Genomic DNA, 18,822 nt, shown 5'->3' with positions numbered 1-18,822 from the left:
TGCCCGCAGAGGGTTTATTGTTTCTTTGCGGGTATGCGCGCATTCTTTCTCTGCCTGGTAAGCTTCCTCTGGCTCACGGTTGCGGCCGCACTGGCCCAGACTGCCGACGTTTTACCGCTCACGCCGGCCGAACACGCCCGGCAGGTGGCCGCCTTCCAGCAGGAACTCAACGCCGAGTTCCGCGACTCTACCCGCACGCCGCTGCCGCGCGCTGCCCGGAAGGCTTTTACCGGGCTGTCGTTTTACCGGGTCAACTATGCCGCCTGCGTGCGGGCGCGCTTCGTACCCGATTCGCTGGCGGCCCCGTTTCCCATGCAGACCAGCACCACCCGGCGGCCCTTGTACCGCAAGTATGGGGTGCTGGAATTCATGCTCGGCGGTAAGCCCCGGCAGCTTACCGTATATCAGAGCCTGGATCTGCAACAGAACCCCGAGTATCGTGACTACCTGTTTGTGCCCTTCACCGACCGTACCAACGGCCGCGGCAGCTACGGCGGCGGCCGCTACCTGGACTTGCGCCGGGGCCAGCTCCGCAGCGGACAGGTGCTGCTCGACTTCAACCGGGCTTATAACCCATACTGTGCTTATCAGACCGGCTATTCCTGCCCCGTGCCCCCGCCCGAGAACCGGCTGGGCACGGCAGTAGAGGCCGGCGTGATGAGTGACCATTAATCTTATGCCGGCTAGCTTCTGCCCCCCGATGCGCTACGTCTCCCTTGACCTCGAAACTTCCGGCAGCAACCCCCAGCGCCATCAGATTCTGGAGCTGGCGGCGGTGGTAGAAGACACTAAGCACCTGCGGCCACTGGAGGAACTGCCCGCTTTCCGGCGGGTGGTGCGCCACCCCGAGTACGTGGGCACCGCCGGAGCCCTGGCCCTGAATGCCCGGCTTATCCAGGAACTAGCCCGCAAAGAGCCTAACCCCGAGCTGTGTAACCCGGCCGAGCTGCTGCCCCAGCTACGGGAGTTTCTGCTTGCTCAAGGCTTCAAAACCGACAAGCAGGACTGCGTGACGGTGACCATGGCCGGCAAAAACATTGCGGTCTTTGACCTGGGCTTTCTGCGGGAGCTGCCGGGCTGGGGCACCTTGGTGCGCGCGGAGCCTGCTATGCTCGACCCGGCCGCTTTTTATCTGAACTGGCACAAAGACACGCGCCTGCCCACCATGACCATCTGCAAGGCCCGCGCAAACTTCGAGAGCCAGGAAGTGGCCCACGAAGCCCTGGCCGATGCCCTGGATGTGGTGCAGCTCCTGCGTCCTTTCTACCAACTGCCGGTTTACAAGCTCACCCATTAAGCATGGTACTCTGCCGCAAACAGTAAGCGCCTGCCGTCAGCACGACGGCAGGCGCTTACTGTTTTATGTGTTACAGGACCTTGAGTAGCAGGCCGCTTACCAGTCGCCGGAGGCACCGCCGCCGCCGAAGGAGCCGCCGCCGAAGCCACCAAAGCCGCCCCCGCCACCACCTCCGCCGCCGAAGCCGCCCCCGCCAAAACCACCGCCACCCAGGATGATGGGTGGGATAAAGCCGCCCCCAAAGCCGCGTCGGCGGCTGCCAAAACCACCTCCGCCACCACCTCCGCCGCCGCGCATGCGGAAGATCAGGAAGAGAATAAGCACCGCCAGCACTATCCAGAACGTCCAGCCCGAGCCGCTGCTGTCTTCAAAGTCGCCGGTGGCGCGCGGCTCCGCTTTGTACTCACCGCTGGCTAGGGCAATCAGCCGGGTAGTGGCTTCATCCAGGCCTTTGTAGTACTGCCCGGCCCGGAAGTTGGGCACCAGCACGTTGCTGATGACGCGCTTAGCCAGGGCATCCGGAATGGCTCCTTCCAGACCGTACCCGGTCTGAATGGTGACTTTATGCTCGGCGTTGCTGACGAGAATCAGCAGGCCGTTGTTTTTACCCTTGCGGCCTACTCCCCAGCTTTCCCCGAGGCGCTGGGCATAGTCGGCCACTTCGTAGCCCTCCAGGGAGGGCACCGTGACTACCGCAATCTGCGAGGAAGTAGAATCATCGTAGGCAATGAGCTTTTGCTCCAGCTGCGCTTCTTCGTCGGGGCTGAGCAGGCCGGCTAGGTCGTTTACGAGGCGGGGTGGGGAGGGCCGCGGCGGCAGGTTCTGCGCCAGGGCCGCGGAGGCCAGCAGCCACAGGGCCACGAGCGGCAGCCACCGCGCCACGCGGGTTAATCGAAAAAACCTAAAGGAGGAAGAGGTCATACACGCGGCGCTGAATCGCCAAACGAAATGGAGTCGTCGAGTTCGTTCTGGTCGGTAGTGGCGTCGTAGGGGAAGTACCGCTGAAGCTGCTCACCCACCAGCTGAATGCCCTTCTCCAGGCCCGTCACAAACTTGTTGGCGCGGAAGTGGTCCAGCACAATTTCCTTGGTGCTTTCCCAGAAGTCGTCGGGCACGGCGGCGTTGATGCCGGCGTCGCCAATGACGGCAAACAGGCGGGAGTCCCAGGCCACGTAGAACAGCACCCCATTGCGCTGGGCTGTGTGCTGCATATTGAGCTGAGCAAATACTTGCGCGGCGCGGTCCAGTGGTTCGGGGGTGGGACACTGGTTTTCCAGATGCACGCGAATTTCCCCGGAGGTACGCACCTCCGCCTGCCGGATAGCGGCTATCAGCGAAGCCTCCTGCTGGGGAGTGAGTGGGTTGGTCATGGGTTAGGGTCTTGGGGGCTTGGGGTCTTAGGGTCTTGGTTTAACGAGCAACGAACTGTTGTTTCTTGACACGTCAACCCAAGACCCTAAAACCCCAAGACCCTAACAACTAATTAAAACTGTACCGTGGGCGCCTTCTGGGCGCTGGCGTCGGCTTCGAAGTAAGGTTTCTCGGCAAAGCCGAACATGCCGGCGAAGATGTTGTTCGGGAACGACTTGATGTAGCCGTTGTAGTCGTTGGTGACGGTGTTAAACTTCTGGCGCTCTACGTTGATGCGGTTCTCAGTGCCCTCGATCTGGGCCTGCAGCTCCTGGAAGTTGGCGTTGGCTTTCAGATCAGGGTAGTTTTCCGAAACGGCCAGCAGGCGGCCCAATCCGGCTGATACCTGGCTCTGGGCTTCCTGGAACTTCTTGATGTTCTCGGGGGTGAGCTGGTCGGAGTTTACTTGTACGCTGGTGGCCTTGGCGCGGGCTTCAATCACCTCCGTCAGGGTAGATTTCTCAAAGTTGGCGGCACCTTTCACCGTGTTCACCAGATTCGGAATCAGGTCGGAGCGGCGCTGGTAGCTGTTTTGCACGTTGGCCCACTGGGCTTTCACGGCCTGGTCTTTCTGGACCATGGAGTTGTAGCCGCACGACGACTGGCTGAGCATAATTACCAGGCCCGCGAAGTAAAGAAGGAAGCGTTTCATAAAAGTTAAAAAATGGAAGTGAGGGAGAGAAAACAAGGGAAGCTAGCCGGTCGGCGGCGCTGCCGGGGCGGCAGGTACGGTGGGGCTTTGGGGCCCTAACCTATGCAGGAAAAACTATATACACGTGCTGCCAGTACGAATTCGGGCGTCGGCGGTTGTATTAGTAGGGAGCTAAACCAATCGAATCTGTATTTTGCGAATCTATCCCTCCACCGCTTGTTCATGAAAGCAGTCATTCCCGTCGCGGGCATTGGCACCCGCCTGCGCCCGCACACGCACACCCAGCCCAAGTCGTTGGTGCCCATTGCAGGCACTACCATCCTGGGTCACATCATCGACCGGCTTCTGAGCGCGGGTATTGACGACTTCGTCTTCATCATTGGCTACCTGGGCGAAAAGGTGGAGCGCTACGTGCGCCGCCAGTATCCCGAGCTGCAAGCCACCTTCGTGGTGCAGGAGCCGCGCGAGGGTATCGGGCAGGCCCTGTGGCTGGCCCGCGACACGTTTCGCCACGAGGAAGGCGTGCTGATTCTGCTCGGCGACACCATTGTGGACATCGACCTGCCCCAGCTGCTGCGCACGCCCGGCACGGTGCTGGCCGTGAAGGAAGTGAAAACGCCGACCATGTTTGGGCTGGTGGAAACCGGGGCCGGCGGCCGCGTCACCAAAGTGGTGGAGAAGCCCCGCATTCCGAAGTCGAACTATGCCATGGTGGGCCTCTACAAGATTGCCAACCCTGCCTTGCTGGCCGAGGCCCTGGAGCAAATTGTAAACGAAGATCAGCGCACCCACGGCGAGTTTCAGCTCACCGATGCCCTCATGCGCATGATTCAGCAGGGCGAAACCATTACGACTACGCCGGTAGACAACTGGTTTGACTGCGGCCGCAAGGAAACCCTGCTCGAAGCCAACGCCCGCCTGCTTAACCGCCCCGAGTTCCTGGGCCGCCGCGAGTACCCCGAGTTTCCGGATACCATCATCATCCCGCCCGTTAGCATTGGCCGGGACTGTCAGATTTCGCACGCCATCATCGGCCCCAACGTGGCCATCGGCGACCGGACCATCGTTAAGAACACCATCCTCAGTGACGCTATTATCGGCTCTTACTCCGAACTGCGCTCTGCGGTGCTCCACGACTGCATTGTAGGTTCCGACGCTTCCTTCCGCGGCATGAACCACAGCCTCAACATCGGCGACAACACGGAAATCGACTACAGCTAAAGCTTTTTTATTTGTCATCCTGAGCGAAGCGAAGGACCTTGCCACGCTGGAACGAGTCGTTGTTTCGATAGTCGTTCTACTGTGATAAGGTCCTTCGCTTCGCTCAGGATGACAGTAAAGGGCGGCGAAGATAAAATTTTCTGCTGCGCCTTGCGTTTCGGCACAACCTGCGGGGCGGCTTGTCAGTACGCGGGGTTGCGGCTTCGGCCGCCAACCTGTACTTTGGCCCGATGCGAAAACCCACTTTGCTTACCCTGCTGCCGGCCGTGGCAGCCGCCTTGCTGCTCACTGGCTGCTACTCCCGGGAGGACATGAAATCGGAAGGGGGGGCGGCCACCACGCCCACTGAAGTGCCGCCCACCGAGGTGCCCGGGGCCGTAGCGCCCAAAAATACCGCTGCGCCCACCGAGGCTACCAATGCGCCGCTCGCGCAGGTGAACGTGTTTCTGGAAGTGTCGGGGTCCATGGAAGGGTTTATGCCCAAGCCCGGCGGCGGGGCCGAGAATACGCGGTTCCAGCAGCACGTAGCCCAATTTTTATCGGATGTAAACCGCAGCACGGCCGTACAGCAAAAGCAGTTCTTCCGCATCAAGGAAAAGCCTTACCGCGACTCGTACCAGCAGCTTTCGGGCACGGTGCGCGGGGGCATTCAGGAGCCTGCCAAGAGCACGGATATTCCCTCAGTGCTCGATACGCTGGTGAGCCGCTATTACCAGCCCGGCTCCGTAAGCGTGCTGATTTCGGACTTTATTTATTCCCCGAAAAACGCCGGCGCCATTCCCTACATCAAAACCGATATTACCGACGCCCTCAACCGGGCTAGCCGCTCTGACTTGGCTGTGTCGGTCTACGGCTTCACCTCCGACTTCAAGGGCGCCTTTTACCCCGCCCTAAAAACCGCCGGAGCCAAACGCGCCAACTGCTGCGACACCGATATTCCGTACTACTTCTGGGTGCTGGGTCCCGCCGATGCCGTGCGCCGCTTCGATGCCGCCCTGCTCAGTAAGCAGTCGGCTGAGCAGGCCCACTTCGGCGTGACGTATCCGGTGCCTGCCTCGTCCTTGCTAAGCAAATTCCAGAACCAAGGCAGCTGGTACTACGGGGATGAAGGTGCCAGCAAGCGGGCTGCGGGGGCTTCCTACCACACCATTACGGTAGCCGAAGCCTCGGCCGCGCAGCCGGTGGAGTTTGTATTGGGCCTGAATCTGAAGTCCTTGCCGGCTCTGTACCAGGACGTGGCCTACCTTAAGCAAAACCTCCAGCTTATTGGCCAGGATACCGATGCCAAAATCGCCCAGGTGTTTGCGGCTACCGACCAGACCCGCGCCAGCAGCGGCCCCGAATCCGGCTACACCCACTTTGTGAAAGTGCGCCTCACGCGTCTGGGCAAAGCGGCCCGGCCCCTGCAAGTGGTGCTAAATGACCGGCGGCCGGCCTGGGTAAATCAGTGGACTACCAAAAACGACAGCAACCCCAACCAGAGCGGCGCCAAGACGTTTGCCCTCAGCTCGTTGGTGGATGGGGTGCAGGCCGTAACGACCAGTGAGCAGGACGCCCAACCCATCTTCCGCATCGACCTGACCCTGCAGCCGGCCCGGTAATTGCCCCGTGGCAACCGTACTGCGTACACTATCCGCGGCCGTTTGCCGTTTCATCTCCCCGCGTTCCTCTCTCCTAACTCATTCCCGCGTTTCCCTCAGCTTCTATGAAAGCACTGTTCCAGACCATCTACGAACTCATCGGCCAGCCCCAGCCGCCTGCCGACACGCCTGTGTACCGCGACGTTATCTTTCCCAATTTGGGACTGCTGAACTGGGGCTTGTCTCTGGCGCTGGTGCTGCTGTTTTACCTGGGCATCAACCGCGCCATGGGCGTGGCCACCTTCAACAAAGGACGCCATTGGGGCATTTTCCTGGCGCTGAACGCGGTGTTGGCCTTCGTTATCACCCTCTGGCAAACTAGCGCCCAGCAGGCCACCCAACACAGCTACATCTACTGGCTGGCTACCTGGAACGCAGTGCTAAGCATGCTCTGGTTTTTCCTGTTCTCCCTGCTGCTCAAGCGTACCTCCACCAACGCCAGCACCACTCCATTTTAGCGTAAATGATGAAGCCTGAATTCCCACTGTTAGCGCTTCATCAGTACCCTAAAGATCCTTACTGCTATTTCATTGAAGATGAAACGGGGGTTGCTCACTGTAACCTGTCCGGCTACTATAGCTTGCAGAAAGGAAGAGAAGAATTTTACGATAAGAAGGGAGCTGTATGGGACCGAACTATCACGCTCAAGCGGAGCTTCGGTCCTTTTCAGAAACTTCTATCGTATTTCTATTGGGCCTCCATACCTATTGAAAACGAATGGGTCATTACCCGAGCCTATTCGCTTGACGAGTTAAAAGAACGAGTCATTGCGTGTGTAAAAGCCGATGATGACATTCTTACTCAATTCGTTGAAGAAGCTCATTTACTAGAGTTGGTAGAACAGTGTCGTCACTTTGCGGATATCCATATGGTACTCAGTAATGCCATATACAACTGCGAAGAGGACGAATCACTAGAAGAGTAATTTGAAAAGTACCCACATGGCTAAACTGTTTTTATTCGGCATCGGCGGCACGGGTTCCCGCGTCATTCGCTCGCTCACCATGCTGCTGGCCTCGGGCGTAGAGCTGCCCAACTGTGACCGGGTGGTGCCCATCATCATCGACCCCGACGCCCACAACGGCGACATGAACCGCACGGTGGCCTTGCTGCAAAGCTACCAGCAGGTGCACCGCCGCCTGGGCCAGCAGGAGGAAGGCTTCTTCAAAACCGACATCAGCACGCTGAGCAACATCTCGGCCGATGCCAACGGCGGGGTGAAGGATACCTTCATCTTCGACTTCGGCGGCATCAACCAGAGCTTCCGCCAGTACCTGCACTACGACCAGCTTTCCGTAGACTCCAAGGCCATGGTGGAGCTGCTCTTCACCCAGGACAACCTGGAAAGTCCGCTTACCATTGGCTTCCGCGGCTCCCCCAACGTGGGCTCCGTGGTGCTGAACAAGGTGGTGGAAAGCCCGGAAATGCGGTTTTTCGCCGACAACTTCCAGGAAGGCGACCGGGTATTCTTTGTGTCCAGCATCTTCGGTGGTACCGGCGCGGCTGGCTTTCCGCTGCTGCTCAAAAACCTGAAAGACCCCAATACCCGCCTCAGCAACGCCCGCTACCTGCGCGACGCCCTGACCGGCGCCGTGACGGTAATGCCCTATTTCGCGCTGCAAAGCGAGGAAAACCAGGTTATCGACTCCAACAACTTCCTGACCAAGACCAAGGCGGCACTCAGCTACTACGAGCACAACCTGCCGGGCCTGGATGCGCTGTACTACCTAGCCGACACGCCTGACACACCCTACGACAACCAGCCCGGCGGCACCCAGCAGAAAAACAAAGCTCACCTGATTGAGCTGCTGGCCGCCCTCAGCATCGTGGACTTCATGCAGTACTCTGATGCTGAGCTGCGTAGCGGCGCGCCGCACTTCCACGAGTACGGCCTAGGTGGTGACTCGATGGAGGTGCAATTTGGCCACTTGCCCGACGAAACCCGCGAGTTGGTAGCCAAGCACCTCACCCAGATGTTGTACTTCTCGCGCTACCACAAGCAGCACCTGCCCACCGACAAGGCGCCCTACCACGACAACCTGAAGCTGGACTATGCCCTGCGCAACGAGCCCATCTTCCGGGAGCTGAACAATCTGCTGCACAGCCCCGAGTTCGGCATAGACCAGTGGCTGCAGGAACTCTCCCAGAACCGCCGCGCCTTCCGCCCCTTCGACCTGAATACCGAGGATTTCAACGCCATGATTGCCGGCAAGCCCGTGGAAAAGAAGTGGAACGACTTCTTCAACAAAGGCCTCAGCCACAACTGGCTGCTCGATAACCTCAACAAAGCCGACAAGTCCATCAACGAGCCCGACAACTTCAAGAAGCTGCTAGCGCTGTTCTACGATGTGACCGACAAGGCCTTCGAGGAAAAGGTAAAAGTGGTGTAATCAGAACGTCAATTCCCCTCCTCAACCGAGGAGGGGATGCGGCAGTTTACTGCCGCTGGGGTGGTTACCTCGTTGCTGATATTGTTTAGCTGAAAAACCGCCCGTCATGTCGAGCGCAGCCGAGACATCTCGCGTGCGGGCGTTGCAGTGGTAATTACTACACTAGCGAGATGTCTCGGCTACGCTCGACATGACGGAATAAGCAAACAACGAAACAACGCCTGAACCACCCCGCCCTTCGGGCACCCCTCCTTAAAAAAGGAGGGGACTCCGTTCAAATCAAAGCAAACTAAGAATGGCTAAAGTCCTTCGCCTGCACAATAACGGTTCCCAGCAAGTACAAGGCTGGCAGAAAACCGCCCCCGTCACCAGTACCGAAATCAACACCGTAACGGACCCCACGGGCGGGAAGGCCCGCAATCTGGCCATCAGCATCCCGACGCCGTTTGCGCGGATGCACCTGTTTGAAACGGCGTTTGACTTCCTGGCCCGCGAAGGGCAGCGCAACCCGGGCTCGGTGTACCACGAGCTGGTGACGCACTACTGGGACCTGCTGGAGCTGCTCTACAACTTCCACCTCTACTCGCAAGCGGGCCGCAAAATCACGCTGCGGCGCTGGAACACGGAGGCCGAAATCCGGAAGATGCGCAGTGAGGAAGGCACCCGTTTGCTGGGCGAAACCCTGCAGCTGTTCTTCCAGGACCAGCGCTTCCAGGGTTTCTCCGACATGTACCTCATTTTCTATGAGTCGCCGGAGCTGGCGGGCGGGCCGCGCCTGCTGGGCGGTACTTCGCCGCTCACGTTGCTGTTTACCGGCCCGGCCGTGAAGCCGCTGGATCTGGAGCGCCCGCAGGCCCGGGGCCATTACTTTGATGGGCAGACGGTGTTGCTGGAGCAGCGCGACCCGCAGTTTCAGGAGTTTGTGTACGAGCTGTTTCTGGCGTATCCGCAGCTGCGCGGCCGCGACTTTGCCGGCAGCGTGTACGCCGCCCTCGACCGCACCCGCATCAACCAGATGCAGATGCAGGGCGACCGGACGGCCCAGCAGTACCAGAGCCGTTTTCCGGCCTTACCCGATGCGCAAGGCAATCTGGTAACCGTGAAAGGGGTACCGTTGCCCGGCCGCGCCGACCAGTCGGCCGTTACCTCCTCCGACTTGTTCATTCAGCCCACGCGCGAAGCCGGCACTGGCCGCCCGCGCCCCTTGGTGCTGCGTCCCAACCTGACCATGGCCGGAGCCAACTACCTCAATGGCCAGCCCTGGGACGACCGCACTCCCGTGCCTTACCACGATGAGCTGGCGCTGGAAAGCCGCGTGCTACCCGGCAAAGGCTTCAAATACCCCTATCTGACCGTTGGTGACTTTCTGGAAGATTCCCTGGTAGAGTTGCCCTACGAGCTGAACACCCAGCGCTACCACACCGGCAAAGTCACCTTCCAATACGGGGCTGATGGGCAGGGACGGGCCCGTTTTCCGTATCTGCTACCCCTGCGTCAGGCCTTCTTCGAGTACTTCACCGAGCACGAGCTGGCCGAATTACTCACCTTCACCATCGATCTGAACCACGTGCGCGTGCAGCTGCGGGTGCCGGTGCAGGGCGGCCGCTTTATCACGTTCGAGCGCAGCTACTACACCAACCCGCAGAACCCGAAGGACGCGCAGGGTCGCGAGATTCTGGAGAAGGGCCGCATTGTGCGGGCCAATGTGGGCGTGGGCATCTTCCCCTTCTACGTGTTCCGTCAGCAGCCCGAGTACAACGACCTGTACAAGGTGATGCTGGTAGACGCCGACAACTCGCCCACCATGCTACAGCGCCGCTACGAACTGGCTTTCTTTGCCGGTGGGGAGCGGATAACGGACCAGGGCGCCGCCCGCCGCGCTACCCGCCAGGAGCGCACCACCAAGAGCGTGGCCAGCGCCGGCAGCACATACTACGAAATTACCGGCACCCATTTCGACATTGCCGAACTGACCTGCCCGCCCGCCGTGCTGGGCGCCGCCCCGGCCCGGGGCTTGGTAGTGCCGCGCTGGCGTGAGTTGGAGCGCGGAACCCGCCGCTTTACCTTTGCCGTTGACTTTGGTACCACCAACACCCACATTGCCTACGCCGATAGCCCCCGGGCGCATCCGCGTCCCTTCACCATCGGTGAGGCCGATGTGCAGGTAGAATGGCTGCACGCTCCGTTGCCCGACGCCGGGCAGTCGGCTACGCAGCGCTACCGGTCGGGGGCCGGGCAGCTGCAGAGTGATGTAGCTACGCTCCAAACCCGCGAGTTTGTGCCCAGCTTTATTGGCGAAGGCGGCTCCGCCTATGAGTTTCCGATTCGGACGGCCGTGTGCGAAACCTTGAGCTTTGCCAATGAGCCGGCCAAGGTGCTCAGCAACATCAACGTGGGCTTCAGCATCAACACCGAAACCCTTTCGGAGCTGCCCCAGAACCGCTTTGTGACCAACCTGAAGTGGTCGGCGGAGTTGGACCCGCAGGGCGTATCGCGCATTGAGGCCTTCTTCAAGGAAATGCTGCTGCTGATGCGCCATAAGGCAGCTTTGCACGGCGGTATTTTGGAAGATACCCGCGTGGTGTGGTTTGCCCCGTTGAGCTTTGATGGGTTCCTGCGTAACCAGTTCCAGCAGGTATGGGACGAGAAATTCCAGGAGGTGTTCAAGGTGCGCCGCTCCACCATCTGCCTCACCGAATCGGTGGCGCCGTACTACTACCTCACGGCCACCAACCAGGTGGTGCCCAACCGCGACGAAAACGTCATCAACATCGACATCGGCGGCGGCACGACGGACTTGCTGGTGTTTGCCGAGCAGCACCCCGCTTTTAGCACCTCGTTCCGCTTTGCCGGTGATGACCTGTGGGGCGACGGATATGCCCGTGTGCAGGGCGCACCCAAGCAAAACGGCCTGCTGCGCCTGGGCGTGGCCCACGCCGAAAGCCTGCCCGATTCCGAGCAAAACCAGGAGTACAAAGGCTACCTGAACGCGGCTTTGCGCAACGCGGACTTTGGCTCGGCCGACGTGACTTCGCTTTTGTTTAAGTACGATGATGCCCTGCGTTTCTCGCAGGCCCTGGGTCTGGGCAAGGGGCGGCAGTTGCGGGTGCTGTTCTACCTGCACTACACCAGCATCATCTACCACACCGCCCAACTAGTGCAGCACCTCGGCCTGAAAACGCCGCGCTACCTGTGCTTCTCGGGCAAAGGCAGCCTGTACCTGCGCCTGCTGGCCGGGGGCAGCAACCTGGGCGCCATTGAGAAGATTACGAAAGCCATTTTCCAGGCCGTAACCGGCACCGAGCCACCGCACAACTTCCGCGTGATTCTGGCCGACAACCCCAAGGAAGCCACCACCAACGGCGGTGTGCTCTACGAAGACGGCGCCTCCACCGCCGACTACGACCGGATCAAGCCCGTGAAGTTCACCGGCGCCCCGGACTCGGGCGAAATCGGGCAGCGCCGCCTCAAGCTGGCCCAGGTAGATGCCGACCTGAAAGCCCAAGTGCTCGACAACGTGCGTAACTACTTCACCTTGGTACTGGAAGGCGACGAAATAGCGCCCTACATGCGCGAAGTTGGCGTAGATGTGGATCGGCAGCGCGTGAAGGACATCTTGCTCCGTGAAATCGAAGACAGCCTGAGTCTGGGCCTGCACCAGTTCCAGCGCCTCTTGTCGGCCGACGAAACTCTGCCAGAAACCCTGTTCTTCCTCCCGCTGAAACAGGCACTGTACAATCTGAGCCGGGAGCTGCAAGCCGGATGATTCTCAAGCCAGCCCGTCATTCCGAGCGAAGCCGAGGAATCTCGCTAGTGTGGTAAATCCTGACGTAACGGTTGAGATGCTTCGATAAGCTCAGCATAGCAATACCGTTATAACGTCAGCCTATGAGATGTATCGGCTGCGCTCAACATAATTGACACGTATTGCTGCTTTCTTTCGTCGCGCCCTCTTTTTGCCTCTGAAACCTATGAATCTTTACCGCCGCGCTGTTTCTCTTCTTTTCGGTCTGTTACTCCTGGCCGCCAGCAGCCACGCCCAAACGGCCCTCGGGCAGCCTACGCTCGACGAGCAGAAGGTGCAGATCTGGTGCGCTACCATCAAGTTCGTGTATGACGACACTGGGCGGCCCAACCTCAAGAATAGCCTGCAGTGTGGGGGCTCGTTGAAGGCGCTGGAAAACAGCATCAAAGCCGACAGCCAGCGGGTGTACAGCGCCTTGTATCAGCCGCTGGAAGGCCGGGGCGTGATGTACAAGGGGCTGGGTTCGGATAAGTCGCGGGTGCAGAAGCTGGCCACCGAAATCATCAACCGGCTGAAGTCCTCGCCGGCCCGTCGCAGCAATCCGGCGCGTATGCAAGCTGTGGAGGCCCTAGCCGCGCAGCTGACTGGCTACGTGCAGAACGGCACTCCGCCCACCGAGGTAGCCGCTACGGCGGCCGAAGCCGCCCCCGATACCACCATGACGGAGGAAACGGCCGCGCCCGTAAGTGAGGAGCTAACGGCCGACAATACCGTAGCCGCCGCGCCGGCCCGCAGTGGAAGTGGAGAGAGCCTGATGAGCAAGTTCTTCGCCCCGCTGGCCCTTATTGTATCATTGCTGAGCTTGTTTCTGTACGTGCTCATGCGCCGCAGCCTGGATGGTTTCCAAAAGGAGCTAAGCAGCCGCATTGATAAGCGCCGGGAGGAAATTCAGGCTCTACAAACCAGTCCCGGTGTGGGTGGTAGCTCGGCCTCGGCCCGCCTCACACCCGAACTGCGCCAGCAGATTGAGTTGCTGGTGCAGCAGCGTGTGGCCGAAGAACTAAGCAAGCGCCCAGCAACGCCTGTAGCCACAGCCGCCCCGCCTCGCCAGAACTCCAACCAAAACCAGCGGCCGAATACCGGGCAGAATCAGCCGCAAGGCCGCCCCGTGGAAAAGCCCCGGCCAGCTCCCGCCCCTGTACCACAATCGGCACCAGCACCTGCTCCAGTAGCAGAAGCTCCGGCACCAGTGGTTACGCCGTTTGCGAACATCAGCGAAGCGCCTTCCGCCTATGAAGCCCCCACTGCGCAAACAAATACGCCGGTAACGAACGACAGTGATGAGTTCAACAGTCTCGTGCCACCCGTGCAGCTGCCCGCACCGGAGCGTCCTGTAGCGCCGGTGCCGGCTCTGCGATACGTGAAGGTGCCCGTGAACGGCGGCTTCAGTGAGTATGATCTGTCCGATCAGCCCCAGCACGACAGCATCTACCAGATCAGCCTCAACCCGCAGAACCCCGACATGGCTACGTTCCGCGTGAACCCGAATCCCGCTGTACACGCCTATGCCATCCAGAGTGCCCAGTATTCTTTGCGCGAGGCCTGTCGCTACCAACAACCAAGCGGGGCGGTGTCGCGCATCGTTACGGAGGAGGACGGTACGCTCCGCCGCGTCGGCAGCGCCTGGCAGATCGAGCAGAAGGCCGGTATCCGGTTTGAGTAACTCCCTTTTGGCATCCTGAGCCTAAGCGAAGGACCTTATCACGGCTGCACGAATCGCGTAATAACGGCTCGTACTAAACGTGGTAAGGTCCTTCGCTGTGTTGAGGATGACACGTTAAGAATGCCGTTATTTACTGTTCTATGCTGGAAATCATCCTCGAACTGGTTGTTGTTTTCGTTGTACTGGGGTTGCAGGTGCGTGAGTTTCTGCAAACGCGGGCCCGAGCCCGGCGGCTGGAGCAGCTCTATCCCGAGCGCAGCGCCTTGCGCGTAGAGCGCCGCTTGGTAACGCCCGACGGCCGTGACCTGCCCGACTACGCCGCCGACGCCCCCGCCGACTCGTTTCTGGCTGATATGCTGAAGGCCGAGCCGGCCTCCACCGACTTTCACGACATCCTGCTCGATACCAACGAATACCTGCGCCACAACAAAGGGGCCGCTTCGGACTTCGATATTCTCAAGGACATTTCGGAGCGCCGCAGCGAGGTACTAGACAATGAAGTACAATCTGGAGTGGCTACGCCGCTGTACCTGGGCTTGCTGGGTACCTTCTTGGGCGTAATACTTGGGTTAGTGGGCATTGCCCGCAACGGCGTTTCCGACGAAAATGCCCTCACGCCCTTTCTCACCGGCGTGCTCATTGCCATGACGGGCTCCTTCGTGGGGCTGCTGCTGACGCTGCTGGGACAGGGCCTCGTGCGCCGGGCCCGGCGCAGTGTGGATGAGCGCCAAAACCAGTACTACACCTTCCTACAGGTAAAGCTGCTACCCATTCTGCACTCGGATATGGCCGGCTCGCTCACCAACCTCAAGTCGGTGCTTGATGCGTTTAACCAGCAGTTTGTGGGGCAGATTGAGCTGTTCAACCCGCTGATGCAAAAGGTAACGGAGAACATCCGGGTGCAGAGCGAATTTCTGGAGCGCCTCGATACCATCGGCTACGACAAGATGGCGGCGGCCAATATTGCCGTGTTCGAGAAAGTACGGGAGTCGGCCGAAATGTTCAGCCAGTTCACCGGCTACCAGCAAAAGCTCAACCTGATGCTGGCCGAGGGCACTAGCACCGCCCACAGCGTGGCCGGCATCCTGGACCGCCTGCGCGGGTTCGAGCGGGGCATCAACGACCTGGGTCAGTACATCGGGCAGAACGACAACCTCATCCAGCACCAGCTCGACTTCTTCCAGCGCCATCAGAAGGAAATGGATGCCCTGCGCAGCCGCACCGAGCAATATTTCGACCAGGCCAGTCTTTCCCTTACCGACCTGATGCAGAAGCGCCTGCAGTACCACGAGCGCGACGCCCAGCAGGCCTACGAGAAGTGGGGCGAGTACTTCCAGCGCATCAATCAGGACAATGTATTTGAGCGCATCATGCGCCAGCTCGACCCATTGAAGAGTGTGGATGCCAACCAGCAGGCCCTGAGCCGCGACGTAACCGCCACCCAGCGCGAGCTGCTACGCAAAGTGGAACTGGACTCCCAGATTCAGGCCAAGCTGCTCTCGGAGCTTTCCAACCTGAATACTGTGCTGGTAAAGGCAACCTCCAAAAACCGTTTCCAGCGGTTCATGGACAAGCTCTTCGGCGGCGTGCGGCCCCAGTAGTCAATACAGGAAGGAGAACGTCATGCTGAGCGCAGCCGAAGCATCTCTATTGCTTCGTTGAACAAACTAAACGTATGCGGTAGAGGTGCTTTAGCTGCGCTCAGCATGCCCCCGTATTAATCATCTACCATGGACAACTCCTCCAAAAACCGCGAATCCAACGACTTCTTCTGGCCCAGCTACGTGGACCTGATGACGTCCTTGTTCGTGGTGATGCTGGTGCTGTTTGTGTACAGCTTCAAGCTGTTCAAAGACCGCGAAAAGGAGCTGAAGGAGGCCAACGGCGAGCTACGCGCCAAGGCCGTGGAGCTGGAGCAGATTCAGCGCATCCGCGAGTCGCTGCGGCGGCTGGAGGGGCGCTACTTCCGCTACGACGCTACTAATGAGCGTTACGAGCTGAAGCTGGACGTACAGTTTAAAGCCGGCCGCGACGAAATTCAGGAACGCGATAAAGCAGCGCTGCTGGCTGCCGGGCGCCTGCTGCAGAAGCAGCTGCGCAGCCTGAGCGCCAGCTCCCGCGCCCAAAACGTCCGCTACCTCGTGATAGTGGAAGGCATGGCCGCGCGCTACCTCTACGACGACGCCCGCACCCGCCGCGACGAGCAGTTTGCTTACCAGCTCAGCTACCGCCGGGCCCTCAACCTGCTCAACCTGTGGCGACAGAACGGCCTGAACTTCAGCCAGGATAAAAGCATTGAGCTCATCATTGGGGGCAGCGGTTTTTACGGCACCGGGCGATATCCTTCCGTAAAAGGACAAGAGGAGCGGAACAAACGCTTCCTGATTCAGGTACTCCCCAAAGTAGGGCGGATGCAGCGGCTCTAGTGGAGGCATTGGCGGCGGATAATGCCGAGCTGTTGCCTTGCCGTAGCTGCTCTCCGTCCGTCTGTCCCGCCCTTCTTCCCACCCGCTATGCGTACTTTCCGCTTACCCGCCGTTCTCCTGCTTTCCTCCGCGGCGGCCCTGTCGGCTTGCACTGCTACCGCGCCGGGCTCCGCTTCAACTGCTTCTTCCGTGACCAACGCTTCTCTTGCCGCCCGCCACCAGGTAACGGGCTACCCCGCCGCCCGCAAGTCCAATCATACCGACGACTACCATGGCACGCCCGTCACCGACCCCTACCACTGGCTGGAAGACCCCGACTCGCCCGAAACCAAAGCCTGGGTCACGGCTGAAAACAAGGTCACGTTTGATTATCTGGAGAAGATTCCGTTCCGGGACCAGATTCGGGCGCGGCTCACGCAGATGTGGAACTACGAACGGTACGGCGTGCCTCAGCGTGAAGGCGACTACCTCTACTACCAGAAAAACGACGGCCTCCAGAACCAGGCCGTGCTGTACGTGCAGAAAGTGGGGGAGGAAAAGGAAGAGGTTCTGCTCGACCCCAACAAGTTCTCGGCTGATGGTACCACGGCCCTGTCCGGCACCTACTTCTCGCCCGACCACCGCTACTTGGCCTATGCTACGTCTGGCGGGGGCTCCGACTGGCAGAAGCTGCATGTGCTGGACCTGAAAACGCGGCAGCCGCTGAAGGATGAGCTGGAATGGGTGAAGGTTTCGGGCGCGGCCTGGGCTGGCAACGGCTTCTACTACAGCCGCTACGATGCGCCCAAAGCCGGGGAGCATCAGTTGGCCGGCAAAAATGAGTTTCACAAGGTGTACTTTCACCAGCTGGGTACGCCGCAAAGCGCCGATAAACTGGTGTACGAAGATGCCAAAATGCCCCTGGGCTTCCGCTACGCCGGCACCACCGACGACGAGCGTTTCCTTGTCATCTACCTCACCGACGGCAAAGCCGATGGCAACCGCCTGCTCGTGCGCGACCTGCGCAACTCCCGCTCCGCCAGCTTCCAGGCCATTGGACAAAATTACGAGCACAATCACTCCGTAATTGGCAACGTGGGCGGCAAGCTGCTGGTGCTCACCAACTACCAGGCCCCGCGCTACCGGGTCGTCCTCGTTGACCCAGTTAAGCCCCAGGAAACTAACTGGCGGGACGTGCTTCCCCAGGCAGAGGATAAGTTGGAGGAAGTAGCCCAAGTGGGCGGCAAGCTCATTGCCACGTACCTGAAGGATGCCAGCAGCGCCGTGAAGGTGTACTCCGCGAAAGGAGAGTTTGAGCGGGATGTGGTGCTGCCGGCCCTCGGTACCGCCAGTGGCTTCGGCGGCCGGCCCAACTCGCGCGAGGTGTACTACGCTTTCACCTCCTTTGCTTACCCCACTACCATCTACCGCTACGATTTAGCCAGTGGCCAAAGCACGGTTTTTCGCAAGCCCACGGTGGACGTAAATCCCGACGACTACGTGGTACAGCAAATGTTCTACGCCAGCAAGGACCACACGAAGATTCCGATGTTCATCGTGCATCGGAAGGGCATGAAGCTGGACGGGCAGAACCCCACCTACCTCTACGGTTACGGCGGTTTCAACGTGTCGCTCACGCCCAGCTTTAGCATTGCCCGCATGTTGTGGTTGGAAAACGGTGGGGTGCTGGCCATACCCAACCTGCGGGGTGGGGGCGAGTATGGGGAAGCCTGGCACCAGGCCGGTATGACACCCCGCAAGCAAAACGTGTTTGATGACTTTATTGCCGCCGCCGAGTACCTCACCATCCAGAGCTATACCACGCCCGAGCGGCTGGCCATTGCCGGCGGCTCTAACGGCGGCCTGTTGGTAGGTGCTACCATGACGCAGCGCCCCGACGTGGCCCGCGTGGCATTTCCGGCGGTGGGCGTGATGGACATGCTGCGCTACCAGAAGTTCACCATTGGCTGGAACTGGGTGCCGGAGTACGGCACTGCCGATAACTACGAGCAGTTTCAGAACCTCTACAAGTTCTCACCTTTGCACAACCTGCGGGCCGGCGTGGAGTACCCCGCCACGCTCATCACCACCGCCGACCACGACGACCGGGTAGTACCGGCGCACTCGTTTAAGTTTGCGGCTACCCTGCAGGCTATGTATTCGGGGACCGAGCCCCAGCTTATTCGCATTGACGTAAACGCCGGTCACGGCGCCGGTAAAAGCACCAAGCTGCTAATTGAGGAGTGGGCGGATATCTGGTCGTTTGCGTATTACAACATGGGGCTGAACCCCTACGGCAAGGGGCAGCCCCTCGCCAAATGATATAACCCGACCCGCTT

15 protein-coding genes are annotated in these 18,822 nt (G+C 59.9%); 12 read left to right on the top strand and 3 right to left on the bottom strand.

The window, feature by feature from the left end:
- Positions 1-33 precede the first annotated feature (33 nt).
- Both HER32_RS08660 and HER32_RS08655 read left to right on the top strand, forming a co-directional pair.
- On the top strand, positions 34-672 hold the full coding sequence (locus HER32_RS08660; RefSeq protein WP_168681584.1) for a DUF1684 domain-containing protein: 639 nt from the start codon (positions 34-36) through the stop codon (positions 670-672).
- A 28-nt stretch (positions 673-700) separates the two neighbouring features.
- A complete protein-coding gene (locus tag HER32_RS08655; protein ID WP_168681583.1) occupies positions 701-1,297 on the top strand; it encodes an exonuclease domain-containing protein in 597 nt (198 codons plus the stop codon).
- 96 nt (positions 1,298-1,393) lie between these two features.
- On the opposite strand, the gene HER32_RS08650 is transcribed toward HER32_RS08655, so the two are convergent.
- The 3 genes from HER32_RS08650 to HER32_RS08640 all read right to left on the bottom strand — a co-directional run bounded on the left by HER32_RS08650 (position 1,394) and on the right by HER32_RS08640 (position 3,359).
- Positions 1,394-2,218 (bottom strand): TPM domain-containing protein, encoded by an 825-nt coding sequence (locus HER32_RS08650; protein WP_168681582.1) that lies wholly within the window; start codon positions 2,216-2,218, stop codon positions 1,394-1,396.
- The gene (locus HER32_RS08645; RefSeq protein ID WP_149069576.1) at positions 2,215-2,667 is read right to left on the bottom strand and encodes a TPM domain-containing protein; all 453 of its coding nucleotides are present in this window, start codon (positions 2,665-2,667) and stop codon (positions 2,215-2,217) included. Before HER32_RS08645 ends, HER32_RS08650 begins: the two co-directional genes overlap by 4 nt.
- A 113-nt stretch (positions 2,668-2,780) precedes the next feature.
- Entirely contained in the window at positions 2,781-3,359 is a 579-nt protein-coding gene (locus HER32_RS08640; protein ID WP_149069575.1) for a LemA family protein, read from the bottom strand.
- Between the two features lie 222 nt (positions 3,360-3,581).
- Here HER32_RS08640 and HER32_RS08635 point away from each other — a divergent pair, with 222 nt between their 5' ends.
- The 10 genes from HER32_RS08635 to HER32_RS08590 all read left to right on the top strand — a co-directional run bounded on the left by HER32_RS08635 (position 3,582) and on the right by HER32_RS08590 (position 18,805).
- On the top strand, positions 3,582-4,580 hold the full coding sequence (locus tag HER32_RS08635; RefSeq protein WP_149069574.1) for a sugar phosphate nucleotidyltransferase: 999 nt from the start codon (positions 3,582-3,584) through the stop codon (positions 4,578-4,580).
- Between the two features lie 230 nt (positions 4,581-4,810).
- A complete protein-coding gene (locus HER32_RS08630; protein WP_168681580.1) occupies positions 4,811-6,181 on the top strand; it encodes a hypothetical protein in 1,371 nt (456 codons plus the stop codon).
- Between the two features lie 104 nt (positions 6,182-6,285).
- On the top strand, positions 6,286-6,678 hold the full coding sequence (locus HER32_RS08625; RefSeq protein WP_149069572.1) for a hypothetical protein: 393 nt from the start codon (positions 6,286-6,288) through the stop codon (positions 6,676-6,678).
- A 5-nt stretch (positions 6,679-6,683) separates the two neighbouring features.
- The gene (locus tag HER32_RS08620) at positions 6,684-7,145 is read left to right on the top strand and encodes a hypothetical protein (protein WP_168681578.1); all 462 of its coding nucleotides are present in this window, start codon (positions 6,684-6,686) and stop codon (positions 7,143-7,145) included.
- Between the two features lie 16 nt (positions 7,146-7,161).
- Complete coding sequence (locus HER32_RS08615; RefSeq protein ID WP_168681577.1) at positions 7,162-8,610, top strand: hypothetical protein; 1,449 nt, start codon at positions 7,162-7,164, stop codon at positions 8,608-8,610.
- A 295-nt stretch (positions 8,611-8,905) separates the two neighbouring features.
- Entirely contained in the window at positions 8,906-12,376 is a 3,471-nt protein-coding gene (locus HER32_RS08610) for a hypothetical protein (RefSeq protein ID WP_168681576.1), read from the top strand.
- Positions 12,377-12,581: 205 nt separating this feature from the next.
- On the top strand, positions 12,582-14,078 hold the full coding sequence (locus tag HER32_RS08605) for a hypothetical protein (RefSeq protein ID WP_149069568.1): 1,497 nt from the start codon (positions 12,582-12,584) through the stop codon (positions 14,076-14,078).
- A gap of 140 nt (positions 14,079-14,218) precedes the next feature.
- Positions 14,219-15,679 carry a hypothetical protein gene (locus tag HER32_RS08600; protein WP_168681575.1) on the top strand — a complete coding sequence of 487 codons (1,461 nt, stop codon included), beginning with the start codon at positions 14,219-14,221 and terminating at the stop codon, positions 15,677-15,679.
- Positions 15,680-15,808: 129 nt separating this feature from the next.
- Entirely contained in the window at positions 15,809-16,504 is a 696-nt protein-coding gene (locus HER32_RS08595; protein ID WP_168681573.1) for a hypothetical protein, read from the top strand.
- Between the two features lie 87 nt (positions 16,505-16,591).
- Positions 16,592-18,805, top strand: coding sequence for a prolyl oligopeptidase family serine peptidase (locus HER32_RS08590; RefSeq protein ID WP_168681572.1), 2,214 nt, complete (start codon positions 16,592-16,594; stop codon positions 18,803-18,805).
- Positions 18,806-18,822 lie beyond the last annotated feature (17 nt).

It is taken from the genome of Hymenobacter sp. BT18, from assembly GCF_012273015.1.
GTDB lineage: Bacteria > Bacteroidota > Bacteroidia > Cytophagales > Hymenobacteraceae > Hymenobacter > Hymenobacter lutimineralis.
The sequence above is the reverse complement of the archived record's forward strand: the minus strand, read 5'-3'. Positions and strand labels throughout refer to the sequence as shown.

What these genes read in the sequence shown, in the direction of transcription:
- HER32_RS08655 (WP_168681583.1), top strand. Translation starts at nt 701, where the DNA reads ATGCGCTACGTCTCCCTTGACCTCGAAACTTCCGGCAGCAACCCCCAG.
- HER32_RS08660 (WP_168681584.1), top strand. Translation starts at nt 34, where the DNA reads ATGCGCGCATTCTTTCTCTGCCTGGTAAGCTTCCTCTGGCTCACGGTT.
- HER32_RS08635 (WP_149069574.1), top strand. Translation starts at nt 3,582, where the DNA reads ATGAAAGCAGTCATTCCCGTCGCGGGCATTGGCACCCGCCTGCGCCCG.
- HER32_RS08615 (WP_168681577.1), top strand. Translation starts at nt 7,162, where the DNA reads ATGGCTAAACTGTTTTTATTCGGCATCGGCGGCACGGGTTCCCGCGTC.
- HER32_RS08650 (WP_168681582.1), bottom strand. Translation starts at nt 2,218, where the DNA reads ATGACCTCTTCCTCCTTTAGGTTTTTTCGATTAACCCGCGTGGCGCGG.
- HER32_RS08595 (WP_168681573.1), top strand. Translation starts at nt 15,809, where the DNA reads ATGGACAACTCCTCCAAAAACCGCGAATCCAACGACTTCTTCTGGCCC.
- HER32_RS08630 (WP_168681580.1), top strand. Translation starts at nt 4,811, where the DNA reads ATGCGAAAACCCACTTTGCTTACCCTGCTGCCGGCCGTGGCAGCCGCC.
- HER32_RS08590 (WP_168681572.1), top strand. Translation starts at nt 16,592, where the DNA reads ATGCGTACTTTCCGCTTACCCGCCGTTCTCCTGCTTTCCTCCGCGGCG.
- HER32_RS08600 (WP_168681575.1), top strand. Translation starts at nt 14,219, where the DNA reads ATGCTGGAAATCATCCTCGAACTGGTTGTTGTTTTCGTTGTACTGGGG.
- HER32_RS08605 (WP_149069568.1), top strand. Translation starts at nt 12,582, where the DNA reads ATGAATCTTTACCGCCGCGCTGTTTCTCTTCTTTTCGGTCTGTTACTC.
- HER32_RS08625 (WP_149069572.1), top strand. Translation starts at nt 6,286, where the DNA reads ATGAAAGCACTGTTCCAGACCATCTACGAACTCATCGGCCAGCCCCAG.
- HER32_RS08610 (WP_168681576.1), top strand. Translation starts at nt 8,906, where the DNA reads ATGGCTAAAGTCCTTCGCCTGCACAATAACGGTTCCCAGCAAGTACAA.
- HER32_RS08645 (WP_149069576.1), bottom strand. Translation starts at nt 2,667, where the DNA reads ATGACCAACCCACTCACTCCCCAGCAGGAGGCTTCGCTGATAGCCGCT.
- HER32_RS08620 (WP_168681578.1), top strand. Translation starts at nt 6,684, where the DNA reads ATGATGAAGCCTGAATTCCCACTGTTAGCGCTTCATCAGTACCCTAAA.
- HER32_RS08640 (WP_149069575.1), bottom strand. Translation starts at nt 3,359, where the DNA reads ATGAAACGCTTCCTTCTTTACTTCGCGGGCCTGGTAATTATGCTCAGC.